We start from the raw sequence: 22,356 nt of genomic DNA on the forward strand, positions 1-22,356 counted from the left end.
CAACACAAGTGCATTTCACACTTAGTGTTGTTTTCTTCATTTACATCAAGCTATTCTGGGTAATTGTATTGTTCCACCCTCCGGTCAAGCCGGAGGGCAGGCTCAACCTTGAAACACTCTTTGGACTAGGTGGCATCCTGCTGTTCCAGCCATCTCAAAATCGCTTGGTTTGTTTCTTCCGGCTTTTCTTGCTGGATCCAATGACCGCAATCCAGATTGACCACTTCCACATTGGGCACGAACTCTGTCAGGTTTTCAGACTTCGTAACCGCATCTCGATCTCCGTAGATCATGAGGGTCGGCTGTTGGATAATTGGGTTCACGTCTGCCAATAAGCGCCAGTTACGGTCAAGGTTCCTGTACCAATTTATACTGCCCCTGAACCCTGATGTTTCAAAGGCGGATACGAAAACGGCCAGTTCGCTGTCATTCATCAAGGGCTCGCCGAGCGGTGTTTCCGCGTTGGCAAGATTAATCATCGCCATGCCTGGCTCAGGTGCTCTGAGAGGCTCGTTCTTGCGGTACAGGTTGCGAAGAAACCGAAACGTATTCTTATCCAATACGGCGTCTGCGACACCTGGTTGTCGATTGAAGTGGACGAAATAGAAGTCGCCGCCAAGTATTTCTTCCATGAACTCGATCCAGGGTTTTTCTCCGCGCTCTTGGTAAGGCAAGCTCAGATTTATCACTTTGTTTACACGGTTTGGATGCAATAAGGTCAGTCCCCAAACGACCATTGCACCCCAATCATGACCGACAAAGGTGGCATCTTTGTATCCGTAGTGATCGAGAAGTGCGATAAGATCACCCGACAAGTGTTCAATGTCATAGTCTGTTACTTCGGTCGGACGGGATGAGTTGCCGTAACCCCGCTGGTTTGGGACGATGACGTGGTAGCCCGCGGCGGCAAGGGCGGCCATCTGATGGCGCCAAGAAAAGGCATGCTCTGGCCAGCCGTGACAGAGGACAATGGGTTTTCCGACATTTTGTCGGCCTGCTTCAAAGACTTCGAGTTCCACACCTTTGACTGAAATAAGAGTGGGCTTGGGAAAATCGGTTGGATTAAACATTGCAATTCCTCCTTCTTGTAATACATGTAGTATAATGGACAAAAGGTGACATCTTGTTGTCACCGTTCTGAAATCATGTAGAAAAAAGAGGGTAATTATGGACAAAGTGGAGAGACTCATTTCGATTATCATGATATTGCTGAAAAAAGAGGTTGTTTCTACAAAGGAATTCACACAACTATTCAATGTTTCCAAAAGAACGATCCTTCGCGATATGGAAACATTGAGCTTATCGAACATCCCGATCTACTCGGTCAATGGGGTCAAAGGCGGCTACGGCATAATAGATGAATACAAGGTTGATAAACGCCTTTTAAGCAGCTCCGATTTACAGAATATATTAATTGCACTTGGCGGATTGGAACAAATCCTCTTTACTGAAGAAGTTGAAAGAACGATAAAAAAAATAGAGGCAATGGTTAGTCCATTGTCTCTGAATCGTTCCATTCAACTGTCGTTTTATGATTGGGAAGGTCGGTCCGAGATTCTTGAAACGTTAAAGACATGTCAAGAATCCATTTTAAAGAAAAGGCTGGTTTCGTTTGATTATACAGATAAAGACGGGGCTGTAACGAATAGAATGGTCGAGCCCTATGAGCTGCATTTTAGCGAATCGAGTTGGTACTTGAAAGGATTCTGTTTACATCGACAAGGATATCGCACATTCAAGCTATCCCGGATCGATCATATTATGATGGATGAACGCGCGTTTCATCCTAGAGATGATTGGCCAGAGCAAGGACACGAAGCAAGTTATCTACCGCCATTCGTCACGATTAAGGCATGGATATCGCCTAGCATAAAAGATCAAATCATCGAAAGGTATGGTCGAAGAAGTATTGAAGACCATAGTTCTGGATGTTTATTAGCAACCATTTATGTCCCTCAAAATCATATGGGATTTCAATTTATAGCAGGCTTCGGCACTCATCTTAAAGTTGCAGAGCCCAAAACCTATGTTGAAGACTTTCGAAATTATTTATATCAAATGATGGAGAACTATTCCTGATAAAGGCCCCGACTCGGCATAGGCCATATATCGACAAATAAATGTGTTAAACTACTAAAAAGAGAATCGCCTATCTATATTAAAGAATGTTAAACAACTGGATGTAGGCAGGTATTACGCCAAACAAAGGTAGAAAGGAACCGCCATGAATAGTTCCCTGAAGCAACTGATGAAATCATTATTAGTACCAGCGATTCCCGGTGGAATCATTACCATTCTTATATTTTATCTTGATTACTTCCAATTCGAGCTTGTTGATAAATTTCTACTGTTTGCGGCTTTCGTCATTGTACCTCTTGTGATTTTACTTTTGAACCATGACGAAAAGAATAACCATCAACGAATGCTTTATGCTGCTATTAAATGGCTTCAATTTCCCGCAGCGCTTCTTACCCTAGCCTCCGTAATGAGCAATAAGATGTGGGGTTTAGGAAGCACGGCAACACCAGGGGTTCTCTCCCTCGGGTGGCTACTGTTCACACTGCTGCTTGGCATCTATGGCTTGACCACTATTGTTATTCATAAGGGAAAAACAGCGGAAATAGCGATTGGCGCGGGACTCGTTTATTTTTTTATCGGGGGCATTTGGTTTACCTTATATCAATATCAATTTAACCTCTCCAAAGCTAATCCTGCAACGCATGCGTTAAGCTCGGTCCACTTTCATTTTTCAGCTGCTATCGTTCCGATTTTTATTGGTGTACTGGGACGGATCATGACGAAGAAAAGCTGGTATCCCTGGGTCGTTGCCATCGATATCGTCGGACCCATATTGATCGCTATTGGCATGATTTTCTCCAAGCCAATTGAGTACATTGGTGTCACTTTGTTTGCCTGTAATATTGTGATTTACACCACTTATCTCCTTGCTTACTTGAGGAGGAACGCTTTACACAATAAGGCAGCCTTCTTTTTACGCCTTTCTTGCTTGTCCTTTTACACGGTTGTCGTCCTTTCCATTTTCTATCCGTTGCTGAAAAACATGTTTTCCTTAACCATACTCGATTTCATTCCCATTTACGGATCTCTGCATGCGTTTGGTTTTGTTTTATGTGGACTGATTGGTTGGGTGTACATGGTAGTCTCTATGAAGAAAAACACCTGCCTACGAGAATAGATGAGTAATCTACTTTTTTGAATGATTACATACAAAACCAAACGGCCTCAGTCCCATTGAATTCAGGACGAAGGCCGTTTAACAATCTTTACTTTTTTGCACTTTTCACTCTATTTTCTCCTTCCTACTTTGCTTATCCTTCCTCACACCAGCTTCTTGCGCACATAGCCGGAGATGAGATCAATAACGGTAATCATCACAACGATGCCGAGCAAAATAATGCCGACCCGCGGCCAGCTTCGGGTACTCAGCGCGAAGATAAGCGGCGTGCCGATACCGCCAGCGCCAATGACGCCGAGTATCGTAGCCGAACGGACGTTGATTTCAAAGCGATAAAGCGTGTAGTTCAGAAAGCCTGGCAGCACCTGAGGCAGCACAGCGAACCAAAGCTGCTGCATTCGCGTCGCCCCGGAAGCAAGCAGCGCCTCAGAAGGGCCGAAATCAATATTTTCGATATCGTCTGCAAACAGCTTGCCGAGCATGCCAATCGAATGCAGCCCAAGGGCGAGAACGCCGGCGAAAGAGCCTGGGCCAACCGCTTTAATAAACAGAATCGCCATAATAATTTCCGGGAACGTCCGGATAAAGCTGAGCATGATTTTGCCCGAGCCGGAAATCGGCCGATATTTGCTCATGTTGCGAGCAGACCAGAAGGCGAACGGAATGCATAGCACAGCCGAGATCACCGTGCCGAGTATCGAAATAGCCAGTGTATCCAGCAGCCCCCGCAGCAAGTCCTCGCCTTCCGGCAAGTATACATAATCCCAATCGGGAGAAAAAATGCCCGCCATAATCGACTTCATAATCTGGCCTGCCGTCTCTTTAAAGCCGGTAAATGGAACGCCAGAGAACGCCCAAATATAAACGAGCGCGAGCGCAATAATAATCGGCCACCGAAGCGGATTTTTCCGCGGTTTTAGGATGAGATAATCCCCATTTTTCGTCGTCATAATAGTTTCTCCCGCAGCTTCGTGCTTGCAAAATCAATAAATAGAACAATGGCCAGCGTGAATAAAATAATAACAGCGGTTTTGTCATATTCGAGAAAGCCGAGCGTCGCTTCATAAAATAAGCCGATGCCGCCAGCCCCGACAAGGCCGAGAATGGCTGCCGCCCGTACATTAATTTCAAAGGTATACAGCACATATGACATAAAGGCAGCCGATATTTGCGGAACTACGCCAAATACGATGCGCTGAATAGCGTTTGCCCCAACCGCCGTCATCGCCTCAAGCGGTCCTTGGTCTATCGTTTCCAGCGTTTCATAAGTCAGCTTGGCGATTAAACCGACCGAAAAAACAGCGAGTGCGAGAATGCCCGGCACAGGCCCCAGTCCGAAAACCGCGACGAACAGGGCAGCGAGCAGCAGATCGGGCAGCGTCCGCACCAAATTGAGCAGAAACCTTGCCGGATAATACACCCAGCGATGCGGCATTAAATTGCCCGCGCACAGCAGCGCCACGGGTATGGCAATAATCGCGCCAATCGTTGTACCGACTAGTGCCATGCGAATCGTCTCGAGCATACCGTCCACAATATTATCAAAGTAGGTCCAGCGGGGAGGAAACATTTCGCGCAGCAGATCGAGCATGTTTGGAAAGCCCTCAATCAGCTCCTTAAAGCTCACTTCTGTCTGCACGGCACTGCCCCAAAGCAGCAGCAAAATAAGCAGCGCAGTCAGCACATGCTTTGTGCGCGTTGGCGGCAGGGGACGGGCGGTCTGCCTCGTACCAGATTCAAGCGGGCTTTTCATGCCGATACCTCTCCCAGCAGCTCACCTTCAAGAAGAGGCCTGCCATAAATTTCGGCAAACCGCTCGTCCGTGGCTTCAGCTACGGGGCCGTCAAATACGACCTCGCCTGCACGCAGCCCGACAATTCTCGTCGCATATTGCCTCGCCAAATCAACAAAATGAAGATTTACGATCGTCGTAATACCCAGCTCCTGATTAATTCGTTTCAAGTCATCCATGACTTGCTTCGTAGTCAGCGGATCTAGGGAAGCGACAGGCTCGTCCGCCAAAATGATTTTGGCCTCCTGTGCCAGCACCCGCGCAATCGCGACACGCTGCTGCTGTCCGCCAGAGAGCTGGTCGGCGCGGGAGTAAGCTTTCTCTAAAATATTAACCCGCTCCAGCGCTTCAAACGCCAAATCCACATCCTCCTTGGGGAAACGGCCGAATATGGTGCGAAGAGTAGAGTGGTAGCCGACGCGTCCCGCCAGCACATTACGCAGCACGGTGGAACGTTTGACGAGATTAAAGCTTTGAAAAATCATGCCAATGTCGCGGCGAAGCATCCGCAGCCCATGGCCTTCTGCACTCGTAATCGAGCTGCCGTTAATGAGGATATCGCCCTCGCTAATGTCATGCAGCCGATTAATCGAGCGCAGCAGCGTAGATTTGCCTGCACCGGATAATCCGACAACCGCAACAAACTCGCCTTGTTCGAACGTAAGATTAATATTATTCAGACCCTTGGTCTGATTGGGATACACTTTGGATACTTGACGAAGCTCAATCATGACTTCATTCCTTTCGATTCAAGTTCGATTCAAGTTTGGTTCGAGCATAGCGGGCAGTAATACAACAAGCCAGCACAGCGCACGCTTACGCTGAACTGGCTTGTCCTGTCCTGTGTCGCACTGTGCAGGACGAAAAATCGTACTACTCGGTTTTTACTTTTTCATTGTATTGGCGAACAATATCGAACTTACTGTCATCGGATTTCACATAGCCTTCATGGGAATAAATTTCTTTAATGATGGCGTGTCCTTCTGTATCTTTGCCGATATCAATAAAAGCCTGTGTAATTTTAGCCGCCCAGTCCGCGTTAATGTCGGAACGGACAGAAATCGTATCGTTAGGAATCGCTTCTGTAAACGAAAGCACACGCGTATCTTCGAACACGGTAGGATAATCCTTCATGACGGTATTGCGGGCATCCTGGAAAATCGCCGCAGCATCCACATCGCCGTTGAGCACTGCGATAACGCCTTGGTCATGGCCTTTAACCGTTACAGGCTGTACATCGCTAAGCGGGTTCAGGCCCTTGTCCATCAGTAGCGCAGCCGGCCATACAAAGCCAGCGGAGGACGTAACGTTCTGGTAGGCGATTTTTTTGCCTTTAAGCTCTTCAACCGATTGAATCGGTGAGTCTTTTTTTACAACAATCAAGGATTTGTAGAAGTCGACGAGCTGATCGGTAGGAGCACCGGTCTCATCATTTACGCCAAAGCGCTGTGCCTGCAAAATGACTTCAGCTGCGCCTTTTTCTTTAGCCAGCACATAAGCAGTTGGAGGCAGGAAGCCTACGTCTACCTTTTTGGATGCCATGGCTTCAATAATCGTGTTGTAGTCAGTCGATACGCTAACCTTTACCGGAATGCCAAGCTTGTCTCCCAGAAGCTTCTCAAGCGGCTTTGCTTTTGCTTCAAGCGTGTCTGCATTTTGTGAAGGGACGAATTGGACAGTCAATGTTGTAGGCACATAGCCTGTGTCTGCACTTGTTGTTGGTGCTGGCTCAGTTGAGGCAGCTGCGGATGGGCTTGAGCTTGGACTAGCGGATTCGCTGCCAGCCGAACCAGTTGTATTGTTCGTTCCGCAAGCTCCAAGCAAGAGCGAAGTCAGTAACAGAGGCAACATAAAGGCATACATCTTTTTCAATCAAAAACCCTCCAAGAGATTGTATTTTTTGACACTTGCTTACTATATTCAATCTATATTTGCGGAGTATCAACGATAAATGAATTATTTGTAAAATAACCTTCCATACTGCCCAGTTGAAAATGGTTTTGCTAAAATAGTTACATCGGCACAATCGATGCTGCAACGAGGGAGAGGCTTATTATGACGCAAACGAACAAGTACACTTGCGATATTATATTGACTAGCGATTTGCACGGAGCAATCCGTCCGATTCATTACCCGACCAATGCCTACAGCCATAACGGACTGGCTTTATTGGCAGCCCGAATTAAGCGGGAGCGCGAACGGGCACCTGAGCTGCTGCTGGTGGACAATGGGGATTTGCTGCAGGGCTCGCCGCTGGCTGCCTACGCTGCTGCCTTTCAAGACAGCTATAAGACGCATCCTTTTATAGAGGTGTTAAATGAGCTTGGCTATGATGCTGCCGTGATGGGCAATCATGAGTTTAATTACGGTTTGGATATGCTAAACCGAGCTGTGAAGGCTTCCACGTTTCCATGGCTGTCGGCCAATATCGTGGATGCACAAAGTGGAGAGCCCGCTTTTGGACCGCCGTACATTATCAAGCAAATGGCTTCTGGCGTAAAAGTCGCCCTGCTGGGGGCCACCACCCACTACATTCCCAACTGGGAGCAGCCTCAGAATATGAAAGGGCTGCGTTTTCTAGATGCGTTAGAGACGATTCGGACATGGGTCCAGCACATACGCGACAAGGAGCGTCCGGATATCGTTATAGTCAGCTATCACGGTGGCTTCGAAAACGATCTTGCAACAGGTCAACCAGCCGAACCGCTGACGGGTGAAAATCAAGCCTATGCCATTTGCCGTGACGTGGAAGGCATAGATGTATTGCTGACCGGGCATCAGCACCGTTCGTTTGTGGAGGAGCTGCATGGCGTCACGATTGTGCAGACGGGCTATAATGGGTCAACTGCTGCCCATGTTGCGGTACAGCTGGAGCGGCAGGCCGAAGGACGCTGGGAAATGACGAGCAAGCGGGCTGAGCTGCTTTATCCAGAGGAGTCTGCCTTGCCTGACGCCGCGGTCCTAGCGCTTACCGATGAGCTGGAGCAACGCACGCAAGCTTGGCTGGATCAGCCGATTGGCGAAATCATTGGCGATCTGTCTATTCAAAATGCCTCTAAGCTGAGGCTGGCTGCCCATCCGTTTCTTGCTTTTGTCCATCAGGTTCAGATGGAGGCTACGGGGGCGCAGCTTTCTAACGCTGCTTTGCTAAGCGAGGAGGCGCGCGGCTTTGGGAGCAAGGTAACCATGCGGGATGTATTAGCGAATTTTATCTATCCGAACACGCTTACGGTACTGGAGCTAAGCGGGCAGGACATTCGGGCTGCGTTGGAGCAGGCCGCGTGTTATTTTTCACTGGACGATCAAGGGGAGATTATGGTTAACCCGTTATACATGGAGCCGAAGGCGCAGCATTATAACTATGACATGTGGGCGGGCATCGACTATGAGCTGGATATTTCGCGGCCAGAGGGAAGACGGGTGGTCAAGCTTGATCGCGATGGAGAGCCGTTGCAGATGGACGCTCAATATTCGGTTGTGATGAACAGCTATCGTGCGGCTGGCGGCGGCAATTATGCGATGTATGCAGACAAGCCGGTCCTCTTTGCAGGTGATACGGATATGGCGATGCTCGCAGAAAATTATATTCGCAAGCATCAGCCGCTGGATGCGCCTCGTGCGGGGAATTGGAGGGTTACGGCAGGGTAAAGCAGGGGAAAAGCATTCACCAATTCTAATGCGGCGTATAGCTGTGAAATAAGTTTGCGCCGTTTCGAGGGGTTATTCGATACAAAAATATGTGCTCGACGGGCATCAAATCCAGCAAACGGTCGTTTCTTGCTGGAAGGCCATTAAATACTAAAATAGAGGTCAAATATAAAAGAAGCCGTTAAGACTCAAATAAAGTCTTAAACGGCCTCTTTTTCTACTATACGGAGGTTAGCCTAGCTCGTAATGGTTGTTTTCTGAGCCGAAACTTGGACGGTGATCATCTCGCTCGTCGTTACTCCGGCTGCATTCACAAGCTCGGCCCGATATTCGTAAGCACCAGGCAGTCGGTTAGTCAGCGCTGTTACGGCACTTTGAGCAGCCGGAGCAGCTGCCTTCAGAGACTGGGTGTCGATGAGCTCGTTATTTTCATACAAACGGTATTCCGTCGCGTTCGTTCCCCACCACATGTTCATTGTAATGCTGTATTGGCCATCACCGTCCCAGTTGTTTTGAGACAAGACAGATTTGCCTGGAGACGCATCAGTGACACGTACCGTTAAGATCTCGCTGCGAGTTGTCCCCTTGGCATTGGTAAGCTCAGCGGTGTACGTGTACGTTCCATTGGCCTTGCCGCTTACATGGGTTTGCGCAAACTGGGCAGAGGGTGAGACATCAGGCAGCGTCTGGCTATCGACAAGCTCGCCATTTTCATACAGCTTGTAGCTCGTTCCATTGTCGCCCCACCACATATTCAGGGATATCGTATAATCGCCATCCTGCAATCCGGTATCATAACCGTTGTTGCTCGACAGCACAGGCTTTCCAGGAGCACCAACCGCCAGAGGCTGGCCGGTAATGCTGAAAGAAGCTTGATGGGATGCTTCATTACCAGCAAAATCTTTTACAGAGTAGGCAATCGTATGAGCGCCCAAGCCAAGCTCAGCGCCTGTTGTAGAATAAGGGCTGTTAACAGGCTGGCCGTCCAGCAGCAATTGTTCGCTAGCAATACCAGACAAGGCATCCGAGCTGCTCAGCGCAAAAATAAGCGTATCCGTCTCGGAAGCATCAGCTATCGCGCCCCCAGACTGTGTCAAAATAACGTTTGGTGCAGATTTATCGAGCTTGACCGTTAACGTTTGGACGGCTTCTTTATTGCCAGCTGCATCTGTTGAGAAGAAGGAAATGACAGAGCTTCCTTCCTCACTAATAAGGATTGGGGCTTCATAGGCTTGTATGTCGCTCCCGTTAATAGCGTACTCTGTACGCACAGGAGAGGAGCTGCCTGCATCATCGGTTGCTGTCAAGGTGACTGTGACGTCTTGGTTCAGCCATCCCGCCCCATTCGGCGAAGAGGACAGGGAAGCCGTGGTCTCTGGAGCGGCTGTATCGCCTTGCAGGGTGAAATCGCTAAGCCCGCGTGGCTTTAATTGAAAGACATCTCTGAAAATAGCGGCAACGCCCGTAATGCTAATCTGCTGGCCCTCGGCATAAGGGAATGACGCCAGCGATAGGCCTGTGCGCGTGTCTACGCGGATATGATTGCTGATTCCGGCAGCATCGATTGCATCAAACTCGAATGAACCGGCAGGCGTGGCGCTTGCCAAGTTTTGAATCGTTACATTGGAAAGCTGAACAAGCTGCCCCTGGTTATTAGCCGAAATGCGGTCTGCTGCAACGGGAGCCGGCAGCGGCGCTGTGCCGGTTTTTTCGATGGCGATTATATCGGTCAGTTCAAGCTCCGTATTGTATAGAGCAGTAGCGGCGGTCACTTTAATGCGGTCGCCTTGATGGAAGCCGCTTGTGCTTTGAAACACATAAAGGCCGCCTGAGTTATCCTGTAAATAAAAAGCTTGTCCGCCAAATGCGCCCGGCTCAGTCGTCACGATGCCTTCAACCGTCACGGTCGAACCGACGGGCTGCATGCGAGCCTCTGCAATAGGGATTAGAGCTGGAATCGGACCCTCCTCTTCGGGAAGTGGCTCTGCTGGTACATTGCCTACAGTCACCGCATTTGTAAGCAGATTGCTTCCGTTCAAGCGCAGACGCAAATTGGCTGCCCCTGAGGTGCCGGATTTAATACGGACGGTCAAATCTTTAAAGGCATGTCCTTTGCTATCCGATGTGACACTAAAAGCTGAGCTGTAGCCGTAGGCAGTCGGCCATGTACCATTTTCATTTTGAACCATGGCGACCTGTGTGCCTCCGCTCAAATAAATGCCGGCGCTAAAGCCCGATACAGTCGTATTGGCAGGCAAATTGTCGGCGACAACGCGAATTTGAAAATCCTGTGCATTCGGAAGCGTTGCCTGCTTGACGAAGCTGTAAGCGGCGTTGGCACTCGTTGTCGGGCCGCCGTACGAGCCAGGCTTGAACGTAGAACGGTCATACCATTTGTAGCCTGCGCTTGGCGCGGACCACGGTTCTGGCTGCGGTTCAGTGGAGGCAGCGGGATTTTCAAAAGGCAGCAATGCCGTAGCGCTGTCCAATTGCAGTCCGTTAACCTCGGCTAGACTCGTGTAGCTTTCTTGCTCTGCGAGCCAATTGATTAAATTTACGAGCAATACGCCATCATCCTGCTCTTTAAAGCCGTCGTAGGTCGTTTTGCGCGCTCCGGTTTCCTCGCGCAAATATTTTGGAGAAGCATCCTCCACCGGAGAAGAGTCCCCGATAAAAGCAGCCTTTCCTGCTCCCAGCTTGGAAACGGCGACATAAGGACCTTCGGCGACGCCGCCTCCGTTATATACGCCCTGATCTACGGCGCTGCCCCAAGCCTGATTCGTTTGCGGCAAGTATACGATGCCTTTAGCTTTGGTCGGATCGGTAATCGCAAGCGTGGAGCCCGCATGCATCGCAACAGCCGATACGCCAGCGGTGATGCCAAAGGCTTGCTCTTGCGGTACAATTTGATTAGCGGTTATATCGCCAAGCGCATTGTAGCGGAAGCGAACGCCGAAATGGTCGGACAGCCAGTCTGAGCTGGTTACGCCCTGCATAGCCTCTGAGCTGCGCTCGTCAGCGCTCATGCCCTGAGTGGGATCTGTCCAGGCGCCCCGGCGGTAGCCGTTCATCGCTTCGGAGCCATCCCAGCGGTTTTTGTTGCGATCGGCATTATAGTGGTCGCCAACGAAGAAAATGCTGCCGCCGCCCTCTACATACTGTGTCATAGCAGCTTGTTCCGTTGCTTTAAATGGGATGTTGGGTTCTGCGATGACGAACACGCTGTAATCTTTTAAATCATTGTAGGTAAACGGGGTTGTTTTGCGAAGCTCTTGAACATAATAGCCATCATTAGCGAGTGCATCGCCGAAGTCAGAGAAGCCGCCGTCAATGACCCAATCCGCCGCTCCAGCTGTCTGGGCGTGGGTATTGTCGAACAAAATCTTTTTGCCAGCGTTTTCGTTCACCACTTTAGGCTGGATAAAAGGTGCCGGATCGGTGGGGCCTTCAGCGTGAACCGCTGTCGCGGCGCCCCATAAACCAGCTTGCAGCGGAATAGCGACAGATAGAGCGATAAGCGACTTGATCCATTTGTGTGACAATGATGACTTCCGTTGTGTAAGCTTCATCAATTCCATTCCTCCCATGAATCATTAATCTTAGCGTTCGTCCATATTCTAGCATGTGAACATCTGCTATAGTGATAGGAATTTGTAAAAAATAGTGAAATATTCCTATATAGGGCGTGAATTGGGGAGGATGGACTAGGCGTTTAAGAAGATCGTATATATCTTGCATTCTTACCCTACTCTATAGGGGCAAAATTTGAGATAATTGTAATGAAGCCGCTGTAGATAAGAGTTAAGCGATGTATGGCTCAAGTTTAGCTAGTTAATCAAGTCTATTAAGTATAATAAGTCAATTAAAGGTGACATATAGGAGGAATTAAGATGAGTAATCAAATGCTAAATAGGCTGCAAACGTCCGAGGGACAGGAGCTGCTTGTCCAAATGTATGGCAAGCAGCAGCTTGTAGAGCAAACTAGCCGGTATCAATCGCTTGTTGAACAATTTCAGGCGTATTTTGGAAAGCAGGAGGTAGGATTGTTTAGCTCCCCAGGAAGATGTGAGGTTGGAGGCAACCATACGGATCATAATCACGGCAAGGTTCTAGCGGGAAGCATTACGCTGGATACGATTGGAGCGGCGGTGAAGGTAGATGAGCCTGTTATTACCTTTTTCTCGGAAGGCTATGCAACGAAATATGTGATTGATCTTCAGGATATACAGCCTCGATCTGGAGATGATGGCACGACATCGTTGGTTCGCGGCATTGCAGCTGGATTTATTGAGGCAGGCTTTCAGGTAGGCGGCTTCCATGCTTACATATCGAGCAATGTGTTTTCTGCATCGGGGTTAAGCTCATCTGCGTCTTTCGAAATGCTGATCGGTACGATTTTAAACCATTTTTATAATGATGGGGCACTTGATGCCGTCTCCATGTCTAAAATTGGCCAATTTGCTGAAAATCGTTATTGGAATAAGCCGTCTGGTCTGCTGGATCAAATGGCCTGCGCCTATGGCGGTTTAATCGCGATTGATTTTGCAACGCCTAAGGAGCCTGTAATCAAGCCCGTTCGATGGGATTTTCAGAAAAATGGCTACTCGCTGGTCATTGTAAATACAGGCGGGAATCATGCCGATTTAACGGAGGATTACGCGGCTGTACCTAATGAGATGTATGCGGTAGCCAAATCGCTAGGAGCATCGGTATGCCGCGATTTGTCGCCAGAGGATATTTACGCTAATTTGAAGGCGGTTAGAGCAGCGGCTGGAGATCGGGCTGTGCTGCGCGCCTTGCATTTCTTTGAGGAAAATGGGCGCGTCGATGAGCAGGTGCTGGCTCTTGAAGAGAATCGGTTCAATGATTTCTTGACGCTCATTACGGCTTCGGGGAATTCATCTTGGAAATGGCTTCAGAACGTTTATCAAAGCGGAGCTGTTCAACATCAAGAGATCGCGATTGCGTTGTCCCTTACCGAAAACTATTTGAAAAAAATCGGCGCTGGCGCATGCCGCATTCATGGCGGAGGATTCGCAGGGGTGATTTTGACCATTATTCCTAACGAGCACGCAGAAGCCTATATGTCATGGATTGGCGGAATGCTGGAGGCACCAGTGCTGGTCGTGAATGTGCGTGAGCATGGTGCGGTATGCATTAATAAACTACTGGATCGCGAAGGTTAAAGCAAGATTGAAAATCGACTCAGTGTGCACCTATTTTTGATAGCATTTGTGGAACTTGAAGGGAAGTCCATTAAAATAGCGAGATTAAATCGCTATTTCGATGGACTTCTTGTTTTTTGAGCTAAAATTACCTTAATTAATATCTTATCTATTTCCGTATTCGCTTGGATTGTCTGCTTGCAAAAGCGGCCCCGCTTCAAGCTGTCTACAAGAAATCATAAAAAGTGTCATTAGTGAAATGCAAATGAATATAGGAAGTCTCTTCATAATTAAAATCCCCTCAATTGTGTTCAGATCCCATTTAGATCCGTCTGGTAGGATTAGTAACTGACTACAAGTTGAAAGATTAGGAGGAGGGAAAATGAACTTGTATAAACGCCTTATTAGTATTTTGCTATTGTTATGTATACTCGTAACCTTAATGCCTCCGGGGATTTCTACTGCTTCATCGACTGCTGTCCATTATGCGGCAGCAAACCAAACGGCTGCACAGCCCGCGCCTCTAAGCTTGTTTGAAGACGTGACATCCTCGGCCTGGTTCTACGATGCGGTCATGTATGTCAAGCAAAATGGCCTATTCAGCGGCACAAGCAAAGATCGCTTTTCGCCTGATGGAACCATGAGTCGTGCCATGTTTGTTACTGTACTTGGGCGAATCGCCAAAGTGGATGCAAGTAAATATAAAACGTCCGCATTTATAGATGTGCAGTTAGGCGATTGGTATGCGCCTTATGTGCAATGGGCAATTGAACGCGGCATTACAAGCGGAACAGGCAGCAACAGATTTTCGCCGGACGCCGCTATTTCAAGAGAGCAGATGGCAACGCTGACATTAAAGTATTTTGAAAGCGAGGGCGTCCCTTATCAAACAAACGACAGCACATCTACTCCCAACGACATATCCGCCATTTCTCCATGGGCGGTTGATGCGGCGGTAAAGCTTTGGCAGGCCGGCTTGTTTACCGGAGATGCCAACGGCAATTTTGAGCCGCATTCAAAGGCGACTCGTGCTGAAGCGGCCGCGCTTTTTATGCGTACGGACAAAGTCGCGAGTGCCAGCGACGGTATAACCTATACGGTTGCTTTTAATTCGAACGGCGGCTCGCCGATCGACAGCCTGAGTCTAAAGCGGGGCGAATCGCTGAATCAGCTTCCGCTCGGATTCAAGCAAGGCTCCATTTTCAATGGCTGGTATAAGGATCGTGCTTTTACGCAACCAGTCATGAATGACGACACCGTCAAGAGCGACATGACCTTGTATGCCAATTATATTGCATCGTCCGATGATGCTGTCATCATTACTCCGAATGCATACGCAATGGATCAGGCACCGAACTTTAAGGTCGACGTGAAAGATTCTACAGGTAAAATGACGGCGGCGGCCGTTCAAGCCGGCATGACCTTCAAATCTCCGTCCAATCCTGATTTTGCAGGAATTGCGGTAGCTGGCTCGAACGGCAACTATACTGTAGCTGCAAAAAGCGGTGCATTTGAAGAGGGCAGCACCTATCAAATCACTTTGACGGATACAAGACTCACATTTACAGGCAAAGACGCAACGACCAAAAATTATATTTTTAGCATTGCCAAACAAGAGGTCATGCGACTGCCTCTAAATCCTTACATGATTTATTTACAGTTTTCCGATATCTCGCAGATGAGCCAGAATGGCGTACCCGTTGCTTCCCCTTCGATCGCTGTAATGAGCGCGAACGTTGGAGGTGAATCGGGTTCGAATTCGTCCCCTATTGCGAGCGGCACCTTTCAATATGACGGAAATACGAGCTTGAAAGTGGGCGATACCGTCTCCGTTTATGAAGGGACTCGTCCCGATCTGCGCACTTTGGATACTTCCGATGATGGCGATATCGCCTATGTAGCGATCACTGCAATCAAGGGGAATATCTATTCCTACACTAGCGCAAACCCAATGAACGTTCTGCTTAAACCGAACGTGCTGCCGGTCGACCCTGCGTCGGACACCGACGGAGACAGTACGAACCGCTCCATCACAGTCGCTCCGGCGTCGATGGATTATTCCGACGCCAAATATGCGCCTATGGGTCTTAACGGCGCTACCGTTGCCAGAGTCGGGGACTTCCTCGCGCTCGTCAATATGCGTACGGGAGCCTCTTCAGGCTACGGAAAAGTGACGTCCGTCTCGAGCTCAGGGAATCATTATGTCATTGCTTATTCCGATGCTTCGCAAGATGACATCACTCACGCCCTGGATTTTTATAAGGAGGAAACGATTGACGTAGCCGACCTGTTGTCGCAAGCCGATATCGCTTCTTTGGAGGGTCAAATCAAGCAGCAAGCGCTGACAAGCGGATTTGTTGATCAAGCTGCAAACTATTTATCAACCGCGGCTTTGCAAACCGATAGCGTCAAAACATTGCTCGCAGCCAGCGCCTCATCGACCTTGCCGAAAAACAAAAAGCCGGAAGTCCGTACACTATCCGGGGCACCGGGAGAAGAGAACGCGGACGTTACCCTGCACAACTTGCAGGTTTCAGCAGACATCGGATCGAAGTTATCCCATTTCCAGGGAAAGAGCGGCTTGCGCCTGAATCTCATCGTTTCAAGCGATATTCAAGTTTCGACGGGTGCGGACAACGATATCCTTATCCATATGAGCTCTGCATTTACGGAAGAAATCTCTTTGAGCGTGGGTGTGAACGGCAATACGGTTTGGGGATATATCGATCTGGGACTTTTCGATCTTCCGTATCCCAAGGACTATCAAGCCAGCGCCAATCTGGATGCCTTCACGTTTACGAGCATTGACGCGTCTGCGCAGATCGGCACCGTGCCAGCGGACACTCCGCTTGACGCTTACGCGAATATTTGGGGTACTGCCAAAAATAAAGTAGACATCAAGGCTCAGCTGGAAGCGGTTCTGAAGCAGTCTCCTTCCGCTCCAGCCAAGGTAAACGCTGATACGTTGGTGGAAAGCTACCAAGCCATGCTGGAGAACGAGACGGATTGGGTTGACCTGGTAGAAGAAGAAATCTTCGAATACGACAAACACCTATTATTAGGTCTCCTTCATATCAACTTTAAAGGAAGCTTTGTCATCAGCATGAATCCGAATATTGCCTTGGGCATCGGCTTCAGCTATGAATCCGCGAAGAGATATACAGCCAGCTTTAAACTCAGCGAAGGCTCGCCTTCTTTCAGCACGGTGGATTTGCCGGGCGACGGAACCTATAATTTCTATTTCTATGTGATGGGAACACTGGGGCTGAAGGCAGGAATTCGTCTCGAACTGGCGGCAGGCTTGTTCCATGTCGAATTGGACAGTGTCGGAATCACGGCAGAGGGAGGCGCCTACCTCCAGCTCTACGGGTATTTCTATTACGAAAAGTCATCTTCGGCACCGACAAAAACATTAGGAGCACTGTTGCTGGAGATCGGTATGTATGCGGAGGCAGAGTGGGGGGCACAAATCCTCGGCGGGTCAATCTCGTATTCCGACCTCTTTTATAGCGAGTCCTGGCCGCTTTATAGAGCCGGCACGCCGAATGGTCATTTCATCGATTTCGCCTATGAACAAGAAGATGCACCTTCCTTCGTCGCCATGGAGCAAACTACTTTCCCGTCAATTGATGACGCCTTTAAGCTGAAAGATTTGAATTTGGTAACGGGCGAAATCATTACAGGTAAGGATCGTCCACAGAATTACACAATTACTTTTAATAACGATAAATTTAAGTACAATCCTAATACATTACGTGTAACCGTATCGCCAAATGCTGCGGATGAAATTCTCACCAGCAGGATGACCGTAACGTGGAAGGGCTCAACGACGGGTTTAAATTCCCTTCCCTACTCGCGCGATATTAATTTGACCTGGTACAAGAGCGGTTACGGCTCTATCCATTTGAATCCTAATGTTCTAGTATCAGACGAAATTCAATTGTACAATTTCGGGCGGGTTGTACTGCCGGTCAACTCATCAGTCAAAAAACAAGACAGATTAACAAACGTTCCCAAAGTGACTGGGTTTACATTCAAGGGTTGGGCTTTGGATTCTGCAGGAACGAAGCCTTACATTATTCCTGACACTATGCCAACAGGAAATATAACGCTTTATGCGCAATGGACACCGCACACAAATATACCTTACTTGGTCGATTACATTACGGTTGATCCCAACACTGGTGACCGCAACACCTGGAAAGTGGATACCTTCTCCGGTACGGCAGGCGCTTCTGTCTCGCCGGTACCGATAAAAATCGAAGGCTATGATACACCGCCAACACGAACCATTACAATAGCCGGAACCGGTTTATCGAAACTGAGCTACGATTACCTGCCTGCCACGCGCAAAATGACTTTCTATGCCGATCCAGGCGGAACCTCAATTGTGTATTCGGCCAGAAGCTTTTCGAAGGTACTGGGCAGTGCAGTGCCGAATTTCACAAAACCCGGCTATACTTTTGCGGGCTGGTCACAGGCAATTCCAGGCACAATGCCATCAAACGACACCACTTACACAGCGACCTGGAAGGTACGTACCGATACGCCTTACCGTGTTTCGGACAGGCTGCAAGGTCTCGGAAGCACTTCGCTTTATGTTGAAGCCGGCACGGGAAGCTTTCAAGGAACAACCGGCGCGCTTGCGGCGCCAGCGATCCAGCAGTATACCGGTTTTACCTACGACCATAGCACAGCCTATGACAGCAGCGGTAAAGCATTGACATCGAGTACGATTGCAGCCGATGGAAGCCTCACAATCATGCGTTACTATCAGCGCAACAGCTACAATTTGACGTTTAATGCAAACGGGGGCACAGGCGGTTCCACATCTAAAGTTCAGTACGGCGCTGCCATACAGGCACCAACCGTAACGAAGTCAGGCTGTACTTTTACAGGTTGGTCGCCTGCGCTGGCAAGCACAATGCCGGCCCAAGACGTAGCTTATTCAGCACTGTGGAGTTGTTCGACATCGACATCGGCACCAGCACCGACACTGACGCCGACACCAACACCGGCGGCGACGCCAACACCAACGCCAACGCCAACATCGACACCGTCGCCAGTGCTTAGCGGCGCCAAGTCGGTTCTGTCCAATGTGAACGGGAATGTGAGCGGGGGCAGCCTTTCGGTTCCGAGCACCCTGACCGTAGGTCAGTTGTTGAGCGGGTTAACGGTATCGCCGCACGCTACTGCCAACGTTTTGGATCAAGACTTGACACCTGTAAACGATCAGACGTTCGATATCACTTCTGGTATGATCGTACGCGTTACCGCTCAAGACTCGTCCAGTGCGGATTATCTTATTTTGTACAACGACGTAACCTTGACATCGCTGTCGCCCAGCTTTCAAATTGATCCGGTAGCAGGGACGATTACTGTGCCTCTGTATACTTACTATATGACCTTTACTAATGATATCATCGGACCTCTAAATGGAAGCTACAAAGTTTATGATCAGAACGATGCGGAGCTTGGGCACGGAAGAAATCTGCAAAGCACCGATCGGTTAGTCGTAACCGCAGAGGACGGTACGGAAAAGACGTATACCTTTGTCATACAGTAAGTTCATAGAAAATCATTGCACTTAACAATGAAATCGCCCGCATCTGGTGACAGCATGCGGGCGATTTTATTTACGTATAGGAAAGTATATAAGTTTGCTCATACTTTCTCTATACGTCTACGCGAAACGTGAGCATAGCCGCCAAAGGACGGCTAAAGCCGTTTTTGCTTGTCAGAATGCTATTTGTTTAGAGCATTTTTTTCATCTCATAGTACTGGGCTTTTGTCTCATCGCCGCGTTCCCTATGAAACTGGATCAGAATATTCAATGCATGGTCGAAACTTACATCGTAAGATTGCTGTATACTTAACGTCCATGAATAAAGCTTATCTTCAAATAACATGCCTTTGTACAGCTCCACCATTTGCTCGAGAATTTCCATATTACTCTTATCTTCATTATAATTTTTACTGAAGTGATCGAACTCCAACAAATCCACTTTGATGTCTTCGATGTTGAGCCAGATGTTACCGAGTTTACTCTTGATCAAATGATGGATTCCAAAAGCGTTGAATCGCTTCTTTAAATTATATTGCGTCGTATATAAGTTTGCATAACCTTTATTCATCTCCAAATCGGGCCACAACTCATTAATGATCCGTTCTCTGGACACGTACTTGCCGTTCATGCATAGCAAATAGGCGAGAAGCTCTTCCGTTTTTTTGGTTCGCCAATTGTCGTCGATCAATTTTCCGTCTATGAATACGGCAAAATCGCCAAAGCACTTTATCTCCATTTTGTGTCCCACGCTGCTTTTGCTTCTAATCTTCTTTATTTTTTCCAAGGTGACATAAAGCTGTTCGAACTTCACCGGCTTAACGAGAAAATCCAACGCTTTTGTTTCAAGCGTGTCTGTCACATAGGCATGGTAAGCACTTGTGAAAACAAAATCCATTTCCGGTCTTTTTTTGAACATCATCCCGAGCAAGGTTATGCCATCGATTTCCGGCATTTCGATATCCAGAAAAGCAAGGTCGGGCTGTATGCTGCTTATTTCTTCCAAGGCTGTTGCAGGATCTTCATACACCGCAACGACTTCGACATCCGCAATTTTCTCCAACTTGCTTTTAAAGTTCCGCAGCGCATAATATTCATCATCTACAATAATAACCTTCATGGCTGCTCCTTTTTGGGTACGTCAAAACGAACCTCAGTTCCTTTACCCTTCTCACTGACGATTTGAAGCTGCGTTCCATACTCGGCCGTAAGCCGCGCGTTTATGTTGGCAAGTCCAATGCCCTTGCCCGGCGAGTATTCAAGCAGTTTATATTTGTCCGCGTCTTCAATGCCGACGCCGTCATCTTTTACCGCTATCAAGTAGCCATGTTCAAGCTCTTTAACCCTGATTGTGACTGTTCCTGCAATTTTCCTTTTACGTATCCCGTGTTTAATCGCATTTTCTACCAAGGGTTGAATAACGAGGCGCGGCACCTTCAACTGAATATCTGTATCAATTTCATAGTTGATAAATATTTTCCCCGGGAACCTTGCTTGCTCAATGCGAACATAAAACTTGACTGCATCCAGCTCCTCATGGATAGAAATATATCTTTCCGAATTGCTGTAATCGAATATATTTCTGAGATAATGGGATAAATCGTTGACCAAGCTTCCTGCTTGTTCTTTGTTTTCAGCAATGACCCCTTCTATCACGTTCAAGGTGTTGTGAATAAAGTGCGGATCCATTTGTGCCCTTATAAAAGCAAGCTCAAACTGCTTGGATTGAATTTCGGAATTTTCAAATAGAATTTGATTGCGTTGCTTCTCTTTATTTAAATCATTAATAATTTCTGCGAGAGACAGGGCAAAGGCGATAGCGGATACACAAGAAAGAAAAAATAAGTAATAAATAATAATGTAACTTTGAGGCAATACTCCGAAAACCATCAAATAAAACAGGATTACCGACACAAAACACAAGAGCCATGCCGTTATGAGCTGCGGTGAACGGATGATTTTGTTCCTTATTCCTTTAAACATAATTATAAAATACAATACAAACACAATAGAAGATGCACCCGCACCAAATGCTCCCAGCTCTTTACTGATGAAAAAAAACAGCAATAAAGTGATCGGAAAGTAACCGATGAGCAGTTTTAAACAAAAATCGATCTTGGGGAACTTGGTTTGGGTCTGAAAAATCGCTCTCATAAAAATGGCGATAGCAAGCGACATGAGAATGCCGATGCCTGTGGAATATTCCGCAAGCCAATAGGCGTACTTGAAGCCCGTGATGTTTAAAAGTCCCGTCGTTGCTGCGTTCCATAACAAGGTGGTGAGAACAAAAAAGCAGTATTTTATAAAAGTTTTGTTTTTTATGGCCAAGCCCATGAGCAAGTTATAAAAAAACAATGCCGCCAAAACGCCGAATAAGATGCCTCCTGCCCAGACATTTATCATGCTTGTCTTCCTAAAGAGATCGTCATTTACGAGCCCGACAATAAAGTTCTGTCCGTATAACGATTTGCTTGTCATGTATATGTACTGATTATGATCAAAAGGAGGCGGGATTTTAAATGCGGGGTAGACATAGCCGGTCTCATCGGAATTGCTCTTATACGCGTACCCGAAATGCTTTATTATGTAATCGTTACTTGTCGGGAGGTAAATCGTTACATCTTCAAAAAGAGGGTTGTTTATTGTAAGGTAATTGATTTCATCTGCGTTATATCGGTTTAATTTTATTTTGAACCATAATCGGACTGGAGAATAGCCAACCTTGGAATAGTTGCTAGGCAAAGTAGCAAATTGATCGCTGACTTTAACATCGGATAAGGTCATGTTTCCTGAACTGTCTTGTAGAATCTCCATACTGATATCATCTTTGGATTTGTTTGCATCCTGAAAGTAAATGACGAAAACGAATGCGGTGCAAAGCGATATCGCTAAAAATATGGTCACTATTTTCATTGAAAACTTAATAGATTCCGATCTCATAAACAGACTCCCCAGTAAACTCGGATGGTGTCGATTCTTGGAGCAATTTTAC

At 47.7% G+C, this 22,356-nt stretch carries 13 protein-coding genes; 5 read left to right on the top strand and 8 right to left on the bottom strand.

What is annotated here, in order from left to right:
* Positions 1-125: 125 nt before the first annotated feature.
* Positions 126-1,070 (bottom strand): alpha/beta fold hydrolase, encoded by a 945-nt coding sequence (locus ACSR9A_RS17735; RefSeq protein ID WP_473758634.1) that lies wholly within the window; start codon positions 1,068-1,070, stop codon positions 126-128.
* Between the two features lie 97 nt (positions 1,071-1,167).
* Here ACSR9A_RS17735 and ACSR9A_RS17740 point away from each other — a divergent pair, with 97 nt between their 5' ends.
* Positions 1,168-2,079 (top strand): helix-turn-helix transcriptional regulator, encoded by a 912-nt coding sequence (locus ACSR9A_RS17740; RefSeq protein ID WP_473758635.1) that lies wholly within the window; start codon positions 1,168-1,170, stop codon positions 2,077-2,079.
* A gap of 145 nt (positions 2,080-2,224) precedes the next feature.
* Complete coding sequence (locus ACSR9A_RS17745) at positions 2,225-3,196, top strand: YndJ family transporter (protein ID WP_473758636.1); 972 nt, start codon at positions 2,225-2,227, stop codon at positions 3,194-3,196.
* Between the two features lie 143 nt (positions 3,197-3,339).
* On the opposite strand, the gene phnE (ACSR9A_RS17750) is transcribed toward ACSR9A_RS17745, so the two are convergent.
* From phnE (ACSR9A_RS17750) to ACSR9A_RS17765, 4 genes are all read right to left on the bottom strand, one after another.
* Positions 3,340-4,146, bottom strand: a complete 807-nt coding sequence (gene phnE / locus ACSR9A_RS17750; protein WP_473758637.1) for a phosphonate ABC transporter, permease protein PhnE — start codon at positions 4,144-4,146, stop codon at positions 3,340-3,342.
* Positions 4,143-4,949 (bottom strand): phosphonate ABC transporter, permease protein PhnE, encoded by an 807-nt coding sequence (phnE, locus tag ACSR9A_RS17755; RefSeq protein WP_473758638.1) that lies wholly within the window; start codon positions 4,947-4,949, stop codon positions 4,143-4,145. Before phnE (ACSR9A_RS17755) ends, phnE (ACSR9A_RS17750) begins: the two co-directional genes overlap by 4 nt.
* Positions 4,946-5,719 (bottom strand): phosphonate ABC transporter ATP-binding protein, encoded by a 774-nt coding sequence (phnC, locus tag ACSR9A_RS17760; protein ID WP_473758639.1) that lies wholly within the window; start codon positions 5,717-5,719, stop codon positions 4,946-4,948. The genes phnE (ACSR9A_RS17755) and phnC overlap by 4 nt, the downstream gene beginning before the upstream one ends.
* Positions 5,720-5,861: 142 nt before the next feature.
* Positions 5,862-6,860, bottom strand: a complete 999-nt coding sequence (locus ACSR9A_RS17765) for a phosphate/phosphite/phosphonate ABC transporter substrate-binding protein (RefSeq protein WP_473758640.1) — start codon at positions 6,858-6,860, stop codon at positions 5,862-5,864.
* A 183-nt stretch (positions 6,861-7,043) separates the two neighbouring features.
* Here ACSR9A_RS17765 and ACSR9A_RS17770 point away from each other — a divergent pair, with 183 nt between their 5' ends.
* Complete coding sequence (locus tag ACSR9A_RS17770; RefSeq protein WP_473758641.1) at positions 7,044-8,636, top strand: bifunctional metallophosphatase/5'-nucleotidase; 1,593 nt, start codon at positions 7,044-7,046, stop codon at positions 8,634-8,636.
* Positions 8,637-8,872: 236 nt separating this feature from the next.
* Here ACSR9A_RS17770 and ACSR9A_RS17775 read toward each other — a convergent pair whose 3' ends face one another.
* Positions 8,873-12,205: an OmpL47-type beta-barrel domain-containing protein gene (locus ACSR9A_RS17775; RefSeq protein WP_473758642.1), complete on the bottom strand. Its 3,333-nt coding sequence runs from the start codon at positions 12,203-12,205 to the stop codon at positions 8,873-8,875.
* 321 nt (positions 12,206-12,526) lie between these two features.
* Between ACSR9A_RS17775 and ACSR9A_RS17780 the strand changes: the two genes are divergently transcribed.
* Positions 12,527-13,822 (top strand): galactokinase, encoded by a 1,296-nt coding sequence (locus tag ACSR9A_RS17780; RefSeq protein ID WP_473758643.1) that lies wholly within the window; start codon positions 12,527-12,529, stop codon positions 13,820-13,822.
* A gap of 361 nt (positions 13,823-14,183) precedes the next feature.
* Positions 14,184-19,367 carry an InlB B-repeat-containing protein gene (locus ACSR9A_RS17785; RefSeq protein ID WP_473758644.1) on the top strand — a complete coding sequence of 1,728 codons (5,184 nt, stop codon included), beginning with the start codon at positions 14,184-14,186 and terminating at the stop codon, positions 19,365-19,367.
* Between the two features lie 187 nt (positions 19,368-19,554).
* On the opposite strand, the gene ACSR9A_RS17790 is transcribed toward ACSR9A_RS17785, so the two are convergent.
* Both ACSR9A_RS17790 and ACSR9A_RS17795 read right to left on the bottom strand, forming a co-directional pair.
* On the bottom strand, positions 19,555-20,484 hold the full coding sequence (locus ACSR9A_RS17790) for a response regulator (protein ID WP_473758645.1): 930 nt from the start codon (positions 20,482-20,484) through the stop codon (positions 19,555-19,557).
* Positions 20,481-22,304: a histidine kinase gene (locus tag ACSR9A_RS17795; RefSeq protein WP_473758646.1), complete on the bottom strand. Its 1,824-nt coding sequence runs from the start codon at positions 22,302-22,304 to the stop codon at positions 20,481-20,483. Before ACSR9A_RS17795 ends, ACSR9A_RS17790 begins: the two co-directional genes overlap by 4 nt.
* Positions 22,305-22,356: the final 52 nt, after the last annotated feature.

The organism is Paenibacillus sp. R-74696, from assembly GCF_055814915.1.

What these genes read in the sequence shown, in the direction of transcription:
- ACSR9A_RS17735 (WP_473758634.1), bottom strand. Translation starts at nt 1,070, where the DNA reads ATGTTTAATCCAACCGATTTTCCCAAGCCCACTCTTATTTCAGTCAAA.
- ACSR9A_RS17740 (WP_473758635.1), top strand. Translation starts at nt 1,168, where the DNA reads ATGGACAAAGTGGAGAGACTCATTTCGATTATCATGATATTGCTGAAA.
- ACSR9A_RS17745 (WP_473758636.1), top strand. Translation starts at nt 2,225, where the DNA reads ATGAATAGTTCCCTGAAGCAACTGATGAAATCATTATTAGTACCAGCG.
- phnE (WP_473758637.1), bottom strand. Translation starts at nt 4,146, where the DNA reads ATGACGACGAAAAATGGGGATTATCTCATCCTAAAACCGCGGAAAAAT.
- phnE (WP_473758638.1), bottom strand. Translation starts at nt 4,949, where the DNA reads ATGAAAAGCCCGCTTGAATCTGGTACGAGGCAGACCGCCCGTCCCCTG.
- phnC (WP_473758639.1), bottom strand. Translation starts at nt 5,719, where the DNA reads ATGATTGAGCTTCGTCAAGTATCCAAAGTGTATCCCAATCAGACCAAG.
- ACSR9A_RS17770 (WP_473758641.1), top strand. Translation starts at nt 7,044, where the DNA reads ATGACGCAAACGAACAAGTACACTTGCGATATTATATTGACTAGCGAT.
- ACSR9A_RS17775 (WP_473758642.1), bottom strand. Translation starts at nt 12,205, where the DNA reads ATGAAGCTTACACAACGGAAGTCATCATTGTCACACAAATGGATCAAG.
- ACSR9A_RS17780 (WP_473758643.1), top strand. Translation starts at nt 12,527, where the DNA reads ATGAGTAATCAAATGCTAAATAGGCTGCAAACGTCCGAGGGACAGGAG.
- ACSR9A_RS17785 (WP_473758644.1), top strand. Translation starts at nt 14,184, where the DNA reads ATGAACTTGTATAAACGCCTTATTAGTATTTTGCTATTGTTATGTATA.
- ACSR9A_RS17790 (WP_473758645.1), bottom strand. Translation starts at nt 20,484, where the DNA reads ATGAAGGTTATTATTGTAGATGATGAATATTATGCGCTGCGGAACTTT.
- ACSR9A_RS17795 (WP_473758646.1), bottom strand. Translation starts at nt 22,304, where the DNA reads ATGAGATCGGAATCTATTAAGTTTTCAATGAAAATAGTGACCATATTT.